This window comes from Kitasatospora sp. NPDC114501 (assembly GCF_055633695.1).
Map to the genome: position 1 here is coordinate 219373 of NZ_JBVKDS010000006.1, position 13076 is coordinate 232448.

At 76.8% G+C, this 13076-nt stretch carries 14 protein-coding genes; 6 read left to right on the top strand and 8 right to left on the bottom strand.

All coding sequences use genetic code 11. The features are described 5' to 3' along the window. Positions 1-61: 61 nt before the first annotated feature. Positions 62-622 carry a hemerythrin domain-containing protein gene (locus tag ACZ7RU_RS13750; RefSeq protein ID WP_470341110.1) on the bottom strand — a complete coding sequence of 187 codons (561 nt, stop codon included), beginning with the start codon at positions 620-622 and terminating at the stop codon, positions 62-64. Between the two features lie 255 nt (positions 623-877). Here ACZ7RU_RS13750 and ACZ7RU_RS13755 point away from each other — a divergent pair, with 255 nt between their 5' ends. Together ACZ7RU_RS13755 and ACZ7RU_RS13760 are read left to right on the top strand one after the other, a co-directional pair. After that, entirely contained in the window at positions 878-2341 is a 1464-nt protein-coding gene (locus ACZ7RU_RS13755) for an aminotransferase class I/II-fold pyridoxal phosphate-dependent enzyme (protein WP_470341111.1), read from the top strand. Between the two features lie 117 nt (positions 2342-2458). Then, on the top strand, positions 2459-3019 hold the full coding sequence (locus ACZ7RU_RS13760) for a hemerythrin domain-containing protein (RefSeq protein ID WP_470341112.1): 561 nt from the start codon (positions 2459-2461) through the stop codon (positions 3017-3019). A gap of 161 nt (positions 3020-3180) precedes the next feature. Here the strand turns inward: ACZ7RU_RS13760 and ACZ7RU_RS13765 are convergent, their stop codons facing one another. The 3 genes from ACZ7RU_RS13765 to ACZ7RU_RS13775 all read right to left on the bottom strand — a co-directional run bounded on the left by ACZ7RU_RS13765 (position 3181) and on the right by ACZ7RU_RS13775 (position 5736). Then, positions 3181-3639 carry an SRPBCC family protein gene (locus tag ACZ7RU_RS13765; protein WP_470341113.1) on the bottom strand — a complete coding sequence of 153 codons (459 nt, stop codon included), beginning with the start codon at positions 3637-3639 and terminating at the stop codon, positions 3181-3183. 131 nt (positions 3640-3770) lie between these two features. Beyond that, the gene (locus ACZ7RU_RS13770; RefSeq protein WP_470341114.1) at positions 3771-4700 is read right to left on the bottom strand and encodes a DUF5133 domain-containing protein; all 930 of its coding nucleotides are present in this window, start codon (positions 4698-4700) and stop codon (positions 3771-3773) included. 304 nt (positions 4701-5004) lie between these two features. Continuing rightward, positions 5005-5736, bottom strand: coding sequence for a GAF and ANTAR domain-containing protein (locus tag ACZ7RU_RS13775; RefSeq protein WP_470341115.1), 732 nt, complete (start codon positions 5734-5736; stop codon positions 5005-5007). A gap of 193 nt (positions 5737-5929) precedes the next feature. On the opposite strand from ACZ7RU_RS13775, the gene ACZ7RU_RS13780 reads away from it, so the two are divergent. The 3 genes from ACZ7RU_RS13780 to ACZ7RU_RS13790 all read left to right on the top strand — a co-directional run bounded on the left by ACZ7RU_RS13780 (position 5930) and on the right by ACZ7RU_RS13790 (position 7899). After that, on the top strand, positions 5930-6817 hold the full coding sequence (locus ACZ7RU_RS13780) for a Rieske (2Fe-2S) protein (RefSeq protein WP_470341116.1): 888 nt from the start codon (positions 5930-5932) through the stop codon (positions 6815-6817). 151 nt (positions 6818-6968) lie between these two features. Then, the gene (locus ACZ7RU_RS13785; protein WP_470341117.1) at positions 6969-7634 is read left to right on the top strand and encodes a HemK2/MTQ2 family protein methyltransferase; all 666 of its coding nucleotides are present in this window, start codon (positions 6969-6971) and stop codon (positions 7632-7634) included. After that, positions 7618-7899 (top strand): CDGSH iron-sulfur domain-containing protein, encoded by a 282-nt coding sequence (locus ACZ7RU_RS13790; RefSeq protein ID WP_470341118.1) that lies wholly within the window; start codon positions 7618-7620, stop codon positions 7897-7899. The genes ACZ7RU_RS13785 and ACZ7RU_RS13790 overlap by 17 nt, the downstream gene beginning before the upstream one ends. Here the strand turns inward: ACZ7RU_RS13790 and ACZ7RU_RS13795 are convergent. From ACZ7RU_RS13795 to ACZ7RU_RS13805, 3 genes are all read right to left on the bottom strand, one after another. Beyond that, the gene (locus tag ACZ7RU_RS13795; protein WP_470341119.1) at positions 7873-8214 is read right to left on the bottom strand and encodes a hypothetical protein; all 342 of its coding nucleotides are present in this window, start codon (positions 8212-8214) and stop codon (positions 7873-7875) included. The two genes, ACZ7RU_RS13790 and ACZ7RU_RS13795, sit on opposite strands and share 27 nt — an antisense overlap. A 67-nt stretch (positions 8215-8281) precedes the next feature. Then, a complete protein-coding gene (locus ACZ7RU_RS13800) occupies positions 8282-10774 on the bottom strand; it encodes a SpoIIE family protein phosphatase (RefSeq protein ID WP_470341120.1) in 2493 nt (830 codons plus the stop codon). Then, positions 10767-11090 (bottom strand): STAS domain-containing protein, encoded by a 324-nt coding sequence (locus ACZ7RU_RS13805; protein ID WP_470341121.1) that lies wholly within the window; start codon positions 11088-11090, stop codon positions 10767-10769. The genes ACZ7RU_RS13800 and ACZ7RU_RS13805 overlap by 8 nt, the downstream gene beginning before the upstream one ends. A gap of 163 nt (positions 11091-11253) precedes the next feature. Between ACZ7RU_RS13805 and ddaH the strand changes: the two genes are divergently transcribed. Beyond that, the gene (gene ddaH / locus ACZ7RU_RS13810; protein ID WP_470341122.1) at positions 11254-12078 is read left to right on the top strand and encodes a dimethylargininase; all 825 of its coding nucleotides are present in this window, start codon (positions 11254-11256) and stop codon (positions 12076-12078) included. Between the two features lie 3 nt (positions 12079-12081). On the opposite strand, the gene ACZ7RU_RS13815 is transcribed toward ddaH, so the two are convergent. Further along, positions 12082-13014: a SigB/SigF/SigG family RNA polymerase sigma factor gene (locus tag ACZ7RU_RS13815; RefSeq protein ID WP_470341123.1), complete on the bottom strand. Its 933-nt coding sequence runs from the start codon at positions 13012-13014 to the stop codon at positions 12082-12084. Positions 13015-13076 lie beyond the last annotated feature (62 nt).

Below are 13076 nucleotides of genomic sequence, written 5' to 3' on the forward strand. Positions count from 1 at the left end.
GGGTTCGATCGGAGTCGATCGGAGTTCAACCGGAGTTCGAGCGGAGGCCCCGCCGGGCGCCTCAGTGCGGTCCGCCCGGCGTCAGGAAGTCCCGCACCCGCTCCACGACCGAGCGCTCGGGCGGCGGGAGCCGGTCCGCCGGCCGATCGGTCGGCGGGAGGTGGCGGGGCCGGCCGGTCGAGGCCTCCTTGGTCTCGCGGGCCCGGACCGCCAGGGCGTGCAGTTCGGCCTCGGTGGTCACGGCGCGCAGGGCCGGGAACAGCCGGGCCTCCTCGTCGCCGGCGTGCCGGGTGACCTCCTCGGCCAGCCGGGCCACCAGGCGGTCGAACCGGGGCGAGGTCACATGGGTCGGCCGGAGTTCCCCGAGCAGTTCCTCCACCCCGCGGTGGTCGGCGAGTTCACGTTCCACCACGGCCGGCCCGTCGGCCAGCCGCTCGCGGACGAGCGGGTAGAGGTGCTCCTCCTCTGCCCGGGTGTGCCGGACCAGCTGGTCCGTCAGCAGGTCGACCAGTTCCTTGCGCTGCGGGTCCCTGCTGGGGATGCCGCTGAGTTCGCTGAAGGGGACCAGTACCGACCGGTGGTCGGCGGTGAGCTGTTCCAACAGGTCTTCGTCGTACGGCACGGGTGGTGTCCTTCCTGCGTGCGGGCGGTCGGCCCTCCCGGTGCGTTGGCGATGCGGTGGGACCGGTCGCCCTCCTCCTGCCCGCTCGGCGGGATTCCCCTCCGCCTCTGCGCGTGTCCCCTCACGCCCTCCGGTCAAACTCCGCTGCTCGGCTGCTCGGCTGCTCCGCTCCGGCGGCCGGGCGTGGCGCACCCGCTCGCCGCCCGGCCCCCGGCGTCCCGGTTTCCCGCCACCGCGTCCGGGCAGCCGCCGTACATGGACCACTCACGCGCACCCGTCCTCGAAGCACTCGCCGACCACCACGAGAAGGGTCGGCTGTCGTACACGCCGCCCGGCCACAGGCAGGGCCGGGGCGCCGACCCACGGGTCGTGGCCCTCCTCGGGGAGGCCCTGTTCCGCGCCGACCTGCTCGCCACCGGCGGGCTGGACGACCGCCGCTCGACCGGCCGGGTGCTCCAACGGGCCGAGGAGCTGATGGCCGACGCCGTCCACGCGGACCTCACCTACTTCTCCACCTGCGGCAGTTCACTCTCGGTCAAGGCGGCCATGCTCGCCGTGGCCGCGCCCGGCGAGCAGCTGCTGCTCGGCCGTGACGTGCACAAGTCCGTCGCCGCCGCCCTCATCCTGTCCGGCGTGCGCCCGGTGTGGGTGGACCCCGAGTGGGATCCCCAGCTGCACTTCGCCCACCCGCCGTCGGCCGGGGCGTTCGCCAAGGCCCTCGCCGACCACCCGGACGCGACCGGCGCCCTGGTCACCAGCCCGACCCCGTACGGCGGTTGCGCGGACCTGGCCGGCATCGTCCGGGTCTGCCACGAGCGCGACCTGCCGGTCGTCGTGGACGAGGCCTGGGGCGCCCACCTGCCCTTCCACCCCCGGCTGCCGGCCTGGGCGATGGACGTGGGTGCGGACCTGTGCGTCACCTCGGTGCACAAGATGGGTTCGGGGCTCGAACAGAGCTCGGTCTACCACCTGCGCGGCGACCGCGTCGATCCCGCGAAGCTGAAGGCCCGGGCCGACCTGCTCGGCACCACCAGCCCCTCGGTCCTGATGTACGCGGCGCTGGACGGCTGGCGCCGCCAGATGGTCCAGCACGGCCGCGAACTGTTCGACCACGCCCTGCGGTTGGCCGGGACCGCCCGACAGCGGATCCCGCTGGTGCCCGGACTGCGGCTGTACGGGGACGCCGAGTTCTGCGCGCCGCACCGGGCCGCCGACTTCGATCCGCTCCAGCTCGTCGTGGACCTGGCCGCGCTGGGCACCGACGGCTACCAGGCGGCCGACTGGCTGCGCGCCCACCGGCAGGTCGACCTCCACCTCGCCGACCACCGCCGGATAGGCGCCCAGCTGAGCCACGCCGACGGCCCCGACACCGTGGACGCGCTGGTGACCGCGCTGCGGGACCTCGTCGACCACGTCGACGAACTCCGGCCCGCGGCCCGCATCGACGTGCCGGACCCGTCCGAACTGCGACTGGAACAGGCGCTGTCCCCGCGCGAGGCCTTCTTCGGCCCGACCGAGGCGGTGCCCGTGGCCCGGGCGGCCGGACGGATCGCCGCCGAGGTGCTGACCCCCTACCCGCCCGGCATCCCGGCCGCCCTGCCCGGCGAACGGCTGAACCGCGAGGTCGTGGACTACCTGCGCTCCGGGACCGCCGCCGGGATGGTCGTCCCGGACGCCGCCGACGACTCCCTGGCCACCCTGCGCGTGGTGGCCGACTGAACGGCGCCCGGCGGGCCGCCCGCGGACGGTTTCGGGCACGCGGAGCGGGCGGACGCCGACCTTCCCCCGCGTGCCCGCACCCGGTCGGACCACGGCCGGGTGGAGACGGAGACCGCCATGAACGGTGTCGAGGGCTTCCCGAGCCGGCTGTCCGCCGAGCACCGGGCCATCGAGACGCTGCTGCGCCAGCTGAACCGCACCACCACCCGCGCCGGCGCCCCCGACGAGGAGACCCTGCGGCTGCTGGGCTCCCTGCGGCGGCTCCTGTCCCCCCATTTGCTGACCGAGGAGGCCCACCTGTACCCGCTGGCCCGGCGGTGCCTCACCACCGGGGACGCTCTCGCGGACGCCGCCGCCCGCAGCCACGCGGCGATCCGCAGGCTGCTCGACCGGGCGGAGGACGACCGGCTGACCGTCGGCGGGCGCCGTCACGCCACGGCCGTGCTGGTCGTCCTGCTCCGCGCCCACCTGCGGGGCGAGGACGAGCGGCTGTTCCCCGCCCTGCGCGCCCGTGCGGCGCCGCGGGATCTGCGGACCTGCGAGCGCCGCATGGGCGAGTGCCGGGCCCGTCGGCCGGGCTCACCGCTGTGGGGGCTCCCGCCCGGGACCGGGGCGATCGCGGCACTGCGGGACCACGTCAGCGGGCACGACACCTTCGGGGACCAGCGCTCGCCCTGACGGCACCGCGCGACCCCGGCCGGACCATCGGCGGCCGGGGTCGCGCGGACATGCGAAGAGCGGGCATGCGAAGAGCGGACGTCCAGCGAGCGGACGTACGCGCGAACGTGCGGCAAGAGGACGGGGGGAGCGGACGTGTGGCGAGCGGACGTACAGCGGGCTCAGCCCGGGGTGATCCGCCCCCGCCAGCCGCCCTCCTCCCGGCCGCGTTCCTCGATGAACTCCTTGAACCGCTTCAGGTCCCCCTTGACCCGGCGGTCGACCACGCCCGTGACATCGGCGGCCCGCTCCGCCATGCCCTCGGGCCGGAAGTCGATGGCCATGGCGACCCGGGTGTGGCCCTCGTCGAGCCGTCGGAAGGTCACCACGCCCTTCTGGTCCACGTCGCCGTCCACGGTCCGCCAGGCGATCCGCTCGTCGGGCTCCTGGTCGACGATCTCGGTGTCGAACTCACGGGTGACACCACCGATGCTGGTGCGCCAGTGGTTGTGGCGGTCGTCCAGCTGGGTCACCGAGTCGACGCCCTCCATGAAGCGCGGGAACTCCTCGAACTGCGTCCACTGGTTGTAGGCGGTGTGCAGGGGCACGGCCACATCCACGGACTCCTTCACCATGCTCATCCTGGCCTCCTCGTACGGTGCGGCCGGGCCCGTCCCGGCCGACTGTGCGCCTGCCCGGCCTGCACCGGCGCAACCATCCCGCCGGTCCGGCCCCGGCCGGCTGCCGGGCCCGGCACGCACCCGGGCACCCGCTACGGGCCGCTCCGCTCGCCGGGCCCGGACCGCGCCCGGTCGCCGTCGGCCAGGTGCCGGGCCACCGTGTCGAGGTCCGTGCCCAGCCGCTGGGCGGCCCCGACCAGCAGGCCCAGCGCGGTGTGCGGGGTGACCTCGAACCGCTCGGCGGTGAGGCCGATGGCCAGGCCGGTGGCGTGCCGGCGGTCCAGCAGGTCGGCCACCGCCCTGGACAGCGCGTAGCGGTCGAGGGCGGCCGACGCCTGGAGGGCGAGCACCTCGACCAGCCCGAGGGCCTGCGTGCCGGGCTCGACCGGCGCGCGCAGGTAGGCGCTGAACACCGTGCAGCCGTGCGGGTGGGTGCGCAGGTGGGCGCCGGCCACCACCCGTACGCCGCAGCGCCGGGCCCGGTCGGCGAACCGCCCGGGGCGGCCCGGGTCCAGCCGGACCACGACCTGCCCCTCGCCCTGGTGGCGGAGCCGGGGCAGCGGGCCCTCCTCCGACCCGCGCTGCGCGCGTTCCAGGGCCAGCAGGTACGACGGGCTCGCCGCGAAGGTCTCGACCGAGCCGTCGTCGTGCCAGGTGCTCACGGCGGCGCCCACGCAGTCCGGGACGGTGACGCGGGTCAGCTGCACCACGTCGTTCAGGGTCGGCAGGGGCGCGGGCCGCAGCCGCTCGCGGGCCGCGAGTTCGCCGAGTTCGGCCAGCAGCGCCGCGCGGGTCCGGTCCGTCGCCGGGGCCCCGGCCGCCGCCCCGCCGGCATCGGCGGCGCCCTGACGGCTCAGCAGCAGGCGGGCGCGGGCGACCGCGCGGACCGCGTCGGCCTCCCCGGTGTAGACGCCGATCGTGTAGCAGACGTCACGCAGCCGCTGCCCGGCCTCCGGCGAACTCGACGGAGACAGGGCTTCGTACTCCGCGACCAGTCGGCCGAGGGCAGCGACATCCACCATGGGCATGAGCACCTCCGTTTGTTTACGGAAAGTATGCGCCGATCACGCAGCGAAACCGCGCCGCCTGCCGCCTCACCCTCGGCACTCCGCCCCGGCGTTCGGCCCCGCGCCACCGCTGCGGCGGGCGGCGGCGGGCGGCGTGGGAGCGGAGCACGGCCCCCCGATCTCCTCCGCGGCCGTCCGCTCCCGCCCGTACCGGCGCCGGAGCAGGGCGATCACCGCCGGGTCCGCGAGCGGCTGGACGACGTCCGGTCCACCTCGGGGTCCGGCAGGGCCGCGCCGGAGGTCCGGAGCCGGTCGTCCCTCACCGGTCCTCCTCCGTGAACCGCAGCCGCCGCTCCACCACGTCGTGGGCGACCTCGTCGATCTCCCGGCCGTGGGCGAAGGCGTGGGCCCGCAGCCGGTCCAGCGCCTCCCCGGCGGGCACCCCGAGCTGCACCATGATCATGCCGATCACCTGGTCCACCTCGACACCGTCGGACGCCGCCTCGTCCGGCCACGGCTGCTCCGGCCGCCCGTCGGAGGGGCCCAGGAAGGAGCCGACGATCGCGAGGGTCACGCCGGTCGCGGCGACCTGGATGTCGGCGGCCTCCTCGGGTTCCGGGACGCCCGGTCGCGCGCCGTAGAGGCTGAGGACGCCGATGCCGGACGATCCCAGGTGGAGCGGGGAGGCGTAGGCGCTGCGCAGCGGGGCCCCGGGCGGGGCCACCGAGGAGGCCAGGTCGACGGCCAGGACGGGCCAGCGCACCTCCTCGGGCGACAGCAGGTCGGCGACCGCGACCGGGCCGCGGGTGCGGAAGGCGTCCACGCTCGGGCCCTCGCCGAGGCCGAACTGCCGCTCCTCGATCCGCCGGGCCCTCTCGTCGCTGGCCCAGACCCCGGCGCGGTACCCGGGGTCGGCCATCAGGGTGATCGCGGCGGCGTCGGCGGCCAGCGCGTCGACGCAGGCCGCGCAGGCGCGCTCGGGCAGGGAGGGCCGGCCCGGGCCGTTGACGGCCTCGGCCACGATCTGCGCGATGCGCGTCAGATCGGCCATTTCCGCGCCTCGTTCTTCCTCCGTCCCGCCACCGTCGTCCGGTGGTCGGCTGTCCGGGCGTTCGGCCACGTCCGGCCGCCCACGCCCCGGCCGCCTCCACGCGTACGGCCACGTCGCACGCCTACCCGGCGCGGTCCGCGACACACCCCGGCACCCGGGTTTGACGGGCCGGTGAGCGGTTAGCCGCCCGGGCATGGACACCACATCGCTGCACACCCGACGGTGGTCCCGCAAGCTCCGCCGGGCGCTGGACGCACCGGCGCACTGGGACGTCCTGGACGCCCCGGCCCGGCCGCTCGCCGAAGCGGTCGAGGCGCTCCCGCTGGGACCGTACCGCGACGCCCTGCACGGCGTGTGGCTCGGGCACCCGCTCCACCCGGCGCTGATCCACCTGCCGCTCGGCTGCTGGATGTCCGCCGGACTGCTGGACTTCCTCCCGGGCGGGCGCCGGTCCGCCGACGCCCTGGTGGCGACCGGTCTGCTGGCCGCCGGGCCCACCGCGCTCACCGGGTGGGTGGACTGGGCCCGGCTCGACCCGCCGCGCCGGCGCACCGGCCTGGTGCACGCGCTCTGCAACACCACCGGCGTGCTGCTGTACGGCGGCTCGCTGCTGGCCCGCTGCCGGGGGCACCGGGCGCGCGGCCGGCTGCTCGGCCTGGCCGGGCTGACCGCCGTCTCGGTCGGGGCCGCGCTCGGCGGGCACCTGACCTACCGGCTGGCCGCCGGCCCCGACCGGGCCGCCGCCGTGCCCCGCCTGGCGCCGGGCGACTGGGTCGGCCTCGGCGCGGTGGAGGACTTCCCGCCCGGGCAGCCGGTCCGCGCGATGGCCGGCGAGCTGGCCGTGGTGGTGGTCCGCGAGGGCGGGCAGTGCCACGTGCTGGCCGAGCGCTGCACCCACCTGTCCGGGCCGCTCTCCGAGGGCTCCCTGGTGGACGGCTGCCTGCGCTGCCCGTGGCACGGCAGCGAGTTCCGGCTGCGGGACGGCGAGGTGGTGCACGGCCCGGCCACCGCGCCCCAGCCGGTGCTGGAGACCCGGGTGCTCTCCGGACACCTGGAGGTCCGGCTGCCAGGAGCCGGCTGACCGACCGTCACCGACCGGCGTACCCCCGAGGAGCAGCCATGACCGCCATCAGCCCCGACCACCCGGACCGCCCCCGTCCCTGCGCACCCGTCCGGCCCGCCGCGCCGCCGGACGCCGGTGCCCGGCCGGCGGTCACCGCGCGGGGAGCGTGGTGACCGCCGTGCTACTGCTCCGGCCCCCCGGGGTCTATCCGCCCCAGGGCGACACCGCGCTCCTGGCCTCGTGCGTGCGCCGGGAGCCGCTGGACGGCTCCAGCCGGGTGCTCGACCTCTGCACCGGGACGGGCGCCGTCGCGCTCGTGGCGGCCCGCGCGGGGGCGCGGGTCACCGCGGTGGACCTGTCCGCCCGCGCCGCGGCCACCGCCTGGTTCAACAGCCGCCTCCACCACCGGCGCGTGCGGGTGCGCCGGGGCGACCTGCTGGCCCCGGTGGCCGGACGGAGCTACGACCTGATCACCGCGAACCCGCCGTACGTCCCGGTCCGCGACGGCGCGGGCGCCGTCGGCCGCGGCGCCGCCCTGGCCTGGGACGCCGGCCCGGACGGGCGGCTGGTCCTGGACCGGATCTGCCGCGAGGCGCCCGGTCTGCTCGCCGCCGGCGGCGTGCTGCTGGTGGTGCAGTCCGCGCTCGCGGACGTCCGCGCCACGCTCGTCCTGCTGCGCGCGGCCGGGCTGCGCGCGGAGGTGACGGCGCATCGGCGGCAGGAGTTCGGACCGGTGATGTCCGCCCGGGCCGCCCTGTTCGAGCGGCGCGGGCTGATCCGGCCGGGCGAGCGCGAGGAGGAGTTGGTGGTGGTGCGCGGTGTCCGCGAACGCTGACCGGGCCGCGACCCGGGTGGTGGTCGTCCCGGGCGGTCCGCTGCTGGTGGAGGGGCCGGTCGAGGTGGTCCTGCCGGACGGCACGGTACGGGTCTCCGAGCGCCCGGTGGTGGCCCTGTGCGCCTGCCGTCGCAGCCGCACCTACCCGTTCTGCGACACCAGCCACCGGCGGCACGGCCGCCCGCCACGGGGTACCGGCGACCGGGGAACGGGCGAGCAGGACACGGACGGCCAGGGCTCAGCCCGGGTCGTCGGGCAGGGCTGAGCGCAGGCGTCCGCGCCCGGCCCGGCGGCCGTCGGCGCAGCCGCGGAGCACCGCGGAGGCGGCCGCCAGCGCCAGGGCCCAGCAGCCCGTCAGGCCCCACCGGAACGGGGCCGCCGACGCCCCCAGCCCGGCGGCCAGCAGGCCAAGCGACAGCAGGGCGAGCCCGAGGACGGTCCGCGGCCGCAGCCCGCGCACCAGGTCCCAGGCGCGGCCGCGCAGACCGAGCCCGACGGCGCGCAGCAGCGGCTCCGGGTCCGGAGCGCGGCGCGCCCGCCGTCCGGTTCCGCGCGCCTCCGCCCGCTCCTGTCCGTCCATGCCGTCCGCCTCCTCGCTGCGCCGCCCCCCGTGGTCCGCCGCAGCGATTACCCCGGATGCGCGATCGCTAACGCCCCGGGCGCGCCCGCAGCCGGACGACCAGCAGGCAGCTGTCGTCGTCGGGGTTGGGGCCGCCGAGGCGGACGGTGATGTGCTCCAGGCAGTCCGCCGGCGCACGGCCGGCGCACTCCTCGGCCGCGCGCAGCAGCCGGTCCGGGCGGACGGTGCCGTCGTCGCGCCGGTTGAGCAGGCCGTCGGTCCAGAACAGCACGGTGTCCTCGACCGGCCGCAGCGGCAGCACGGTGTCGACGTAGCGGCTCTCCGGCAGGGCGCCGAGGACGGTCCCGGTGGGGCCCTCGGCGAGGACGGCGGTGGCGCCCCGGACCACGGCGGGCGGCGAGTGCCCGGCCGCACTCCAGGTGAGGGTCGCCGCCTCCGGGTCGAGCAGGCCGCACAGCACGCCGGCGATCCGGCTGCCGCCCTGGTGGCAGAGCATCGTGTTGAGCCGTCCGAGCATCTCGCCCGGCCCCTGGCCGGTGTAGCAGAGCCCGTGCAGCGCGTGCCGGAGCTCGGCCGTACCGACGTCAGCGGCCAGCCCGTGGCCGCTGACCTCGCCGACGGCGAGCAGGATCCGGCCGTCGGCGAGACCGGCCAGGTCGTACCAGTCGCCGCCGACCCGGGGCCGGTCCCCGGCGGGCAGGTAGCGGGCCGCGTGGTCGAGGACGGCGGGGTCGGGCCCGGGCTCGTGGGGCGCGGCCACCAGCGCGTTCTGCAGGGCCCGCACCGTACGGTGTTCGGCGGCGGCCCGGCGGCGCTGCTCGGCGAGCCGGGCCCGGGCGCCGGCCAGGGCCAGCTCGGTGCGGTGCCACCGGCTGACGTCCTGCAGGACTCCCCGGATCACCCTCGGGCGACCGCTCGCCGGGTCCCCGACCGCCTCGGCGGTGACCCGCACGGTGCGAGCGGCCTCGCCGGGCCCCTCGGCGTCGAACTCCAGGGCCGCCGTCCGCCGCCCGGCCAGCAGCCGGCGGAGGAACCGCCGGGCCGCCGGGCGGTCGGCGGGGCGCACGCGGGCCACCAGTTCGGTCGGCCGGACCGGGTCGGTGCGGTCGGGGCCGAGGCCGAGCAGCCGCAGGGCCTCCCCGGAGAGTTCCGGCGGCGAGCCGGGAGTCCACTCGAAGCTGCCCAGGCCGGCCAGCCGCTGCGCCCGGTGGAGCCGGGCGGCGCGCTCGGCTCCGTCGCCGGGGTGCCAGGTGAGCAGCACGCCGTCGAGGAACGGCTCCGCCCGCAGGACCAGCGTCCGGTCCGGCCCGGCGCCGGTGAAGTCCTCGGTCCGACCCTCGTAGCCGGCGCCGGTCGTCGCGGCCTCCAGGATCCGCGCGAAGTGCCCCGTCGCGACCAGTCCGGGGTGGAGCTCGCTCAGGCGTCGGCCGCCCGCCGCGCCGAGACCGGCCGCGGCGTTGGCGTACCGGACCCGCAGGTCGGTGATCGCACCGCCGGGGACGGCCCCGCGCACGGCGGTGAGCACCAGGACGGGGTCGAACACGGCGTCCAGGACGGCGCGGAACCAGTGCTCGCCACCGGGCACCGCCGGCACCGGCTCGTCCTCGCCCGTGCCGTTGAACCGCAGCAGGTGCCCCGCGACGAGCCCGGACAGCGCGTCCACGTACCGGGTCGCCGCTCGGGCCCGGGCGGCCGGTACGTCCCAGCCGAGGCTCATCGCGCCGATGATCCGCTCGCCGCAGCGCAGCGGCACGGCGCAGGCGTTGCGGCCGGGGACGATCCGTCCGCTGCCCGGTGCGCGGCCGCCGCGGTGGCCGCGGTCGAACTCCCAGACCAGGCTGCCGCCGTGGGCGGCGGCCACCAGCGGCACGCCGGTCTCCGGCGGGATGCGCTGCCACTGGCTGATCCGCCGGGACTCCACGCCGTGGCTGCCGACCAGGAGCAGCGCGCCGTCCGGTTCCAGCCGGCCCAGCACCACGGCGACGACGCCGACCGGGGCCAGCGCCACCTGGTGCAGCAGCCGGGCGAGCTCCTCGGGCGTCTCCGCACTGGCCAGGGCCGAGGCCGCCAGGTGGTAGCGCGCGGCGAGGCCGGGCACCGCGACGGCCGGGGCAGCCGTCCGCGGTCCGGGAGCGGGGGCGGGGGCGGGGGCCGGGGCGGGGGTCACACCGGCGGCCTCACGGGGGGTGGTCGCGGGCGGCTCCGGACATGCCGAGGCGCCGGGCGCCGGGCGCCCGGGCGCGGCGTCGGGCTCGTCCACCGGGTCCACCACCGGGTCCACCGGGTCCGTCAGCGGCGCGGCGAGGCCGACCAGTCCCGCGGCGATGTCCGCGAGCCGGCGGTTGGTGTCCTGCGAGAGCCGGACGAGGTGGCCGAACGCCTCCTCCGGCGTGCAGTCCAGCCGCTCGGCGAGCATGCCCTTGGCCTGTTCGATGACACCCCTTGTGCGCATCGCCCGCCGCAGGCCCTCGGCCTCGGTGCGCAGCCGGTCGACCGCCTCCCGCAGCACGGCCGCGTCGTCGGGCAGGACGGGCTGCTCGGGGGTCCGGTCCTCACGCACAGGCCGCCGCCACGTCCGGGAAGAGCGGCAGCACGCTGTCGACACCGCTCAGCTCCAGCAGGTCCCGTACCCGCGGGGCGGCGCCGGCCAGCCGCAGGGTGCCCCGTTCCCGGCGCATCCGCCGGGCGGCACCGAGCAGCGCGTTGAGGCCGGTGGAGTCCAGGAAGCCCACGGCCGTGAGGTCCACGACCACCCGGGTGGTGCCGGTGTCCGCGAGGGCGTCGAACAGGCGCCGCACCTCGCGGGCCGAGAGGTCGTCGAGGTCCCCGCTGAGCGGGACCACCGTCCACCCGTTGGCCATCCGAGAGTCGTTCATCCGGACCGTCCTCGCTGCCGGGCCCGGCCGACGCCCCGGCCCGGGCTTCCCCTCCCAGGCTAGGACCTGTCCGACGGTTCCCGCCGGTCGGCCCTCGCCGGGGACGGCACAGCCCTCCGTGCCGCCAGGTTTCCGCCCGCGCGGCCGGGGCACGCGCGGGCGCATGGAACCTCCTCCCGCGCGCACCGCCCGTCGCCGACGCTACCTGCTGTGCCCGCCGACCCACTTCGCCGTCGACTACGCCATCAACCCGTGGATGGACCCGGCCCGGCCGGTCGACCGCGGGGCGGCGCAGGCGCAGTGGGACCGGTTTCGCGAAGCACTGCGCTCCCTCGGCCACCAGGTCGACCTGCTGGACCCGGTGGCGGGGCTGCCCGACATGGTCTTCACCGCGAACGGGGCCACGGTGGTCGACGGGCGGGTGCTGGTGGCCCGCTTCCGCCACCCCGAGCGTGCGCCCGAGGCCGAGGCCCACCGCAGGTGGTTCGCCGCCACCGGCTGGCGGCCGGTACGGACCGCCGGCCCGGTCAACGAGGGCGAGGGCGACCTGCTGCTCGCCGGGCCGCGCATCCTGGCCGCCACCGGTTTCCGCACCAGCCGGGCCGCCCACCGCGAGGCCCGGCTGGTGCTCGGCCGCCCGGTGGTCAGCCTGACGCTGGTCGATCCGCGCTTCTACCACCTGGACACCGCGCTCGCCGTCCTGGACGACGAGCAGATCATGTACTACCCGCCGGCCTTCGCCCCGGCGAGCCGGCGGCTGCTGCACACCCTCTACCCCCACGCGATCCTCGCCTCGGCCCCGGACGCGGCGGCGTTCGGCCTCAACGCGGTGAGCGACGGGCGGCACGTCGTGCTGCCCGCCGCCGCCCGGGGGCTGGCCTGCCGACTGCACCAGGAGGGATACGTCCCGGTGCCCGTCGACCTGCCCGAACTGCTCAAGGGCGGCGGCGGGCCGAAGTGCTGCACGCTGGAGCTGCGGCCCGCCTGAGGCTCAGCCGGCCTCCCCGGCCCGCACGGCCTGCTCGGCCTGCTCGGCTTCCTCGGCCCAGCCGGGCGCGTCCCGGTCCTCCAGTTCCTGGCGCAGCCAGTCCAGGGTGGCGCTGAGCAGCCGGGAGACGTGCATCTGGGAGACGCCGATCCGCTCGGCGATCCGGGACTGCGTCAGGCCGTCCCAGAACCGCAGCTTGAGGACGGTCTGCTCGCGTTCGGGCAGCCGGGCCAGCAGCGGGCGGACGGCGATGCGGAAGTCGGCGAGTTCGATGCCGGGGTCGCAGCCGCCGAGGCGGTCGAGCAGGGCGCTGCCCGTCTCGTCGGTGTCCTGGTCGCGCAGCGCGTCCAGGGAGTTGGGGCGGTAGACCCGGCCCGCCGTCAGGCCTTCGGCGGCCTGTTCGACGGTGATGTGCAGGTCCTCGGCGATCTCCTCGGGTTGCGGCAGCCGGCCGAGTTCCTGCTCCAGGCGGTCCGAGCCGCGGGCGACGGACAGGTAGAGCTCCTGCATGCTGCGCGGGACCCGCACCGGCCACGAGGTGTCGCGGAAGAACCGCTTGATCTCGCCGGTGATGGTGGGGATCGCGTAGGTGACGAACTCGACGCCGCGCCGCGGGTCGTAGCCGTCCACGGCCTTGATCAGACCGATGGTGCCGACCTGGAGGATGTCGTCCATGTCCTCGGCGCGGTGGCGGAAGCGGGCCGCGATGAAGCGCACCAGCGGCATGTTCAGCTCGATGATCGTGCCGCGGACGTAGCTGTAGGCGTGGGTCTCCCGAGCCAGCCCGGACAGCCGCTCGAACAGCGCGTCGCTCAGTTCGCGGGCCTCGGACTTCCCCATCCGGCGCAGTTCGGCGGCCGTCGGTCGTGGCGGCAGGTCGGACGGCAGGTCCGACGGCACGAATTCCCGGTCGGTCGTTTCCAGGTAGGTGGACACTTGATCGCTCCTGGGCATGCGGGGCATCGCCCTGCGACGCGTGCGGACTCGCACCTCGTGCG

Coding starts and splice junctions, on each gene's coding strand:
- ACZ7RU_RS13755 (WP_470341111.1), top strand. CDS start 878: ATGGACCACTCACGCGCACCCGTCCTCGAAGCACTCGCCGACCACCAC.
- ACZ7RU_RS13760 (WP_470341112.1), top strand. CDS start 2,459: ATGAACGGTGTCGAGGGCTTCCCGAGCCGGCTGTCCGCCGAGCACCGG.
- ACZ7RU_RS13765 (WP_470341113.1), bottom strand. CDS start 3,639: ATGAGCATGGTGAAGGAGTCCGTGGATGTGGCCGTGCCCCTGCACACC.
- ACZ7RU_RS13770 (WP_470341114.1), bottom strand. CDS start 4,700: ATGGTGGATGTCGCTGCCCTCGGCCGACTGGTCGCGGAGTACGAAGCC.
- ACZ7RU_RS13775 (WP_470341115.1), bottom strand. CDS start 5,736: ATGGCCGATCTGACGCGCATCGCGCAGATCGTGGCCGAGGCCGTCAAC.
- ACZ7RU_RS13780 (WP_470341116.1), top strand. CDS start 5,930: ATGGACACCACATCGCTGCACACCCGACGGTGGTCCCGCAAGCTCCGC.
- ACZ7RU_RS13795 (WP_470341119.1), bottom strand. CDS start 8,214: ATGGACGGACAGGAGCGGGCGGAGGCGCGCGGAACCGGACGGCGGGCG.
- ACZ7RU_RS13805 (WP_470341121.1), bottom strand. CDS start 11,090: ATGAACGACTCTCGGATGGCCAACGGGTGGACGGTGGTCCCGCTCAGC.
- ddaH (WP_470341122.1), top strand. CDS start 11,254: ATGGAACCTCCTCCCGCGCGCACCGCCCGTCGCCGACGCTACCTGCTG.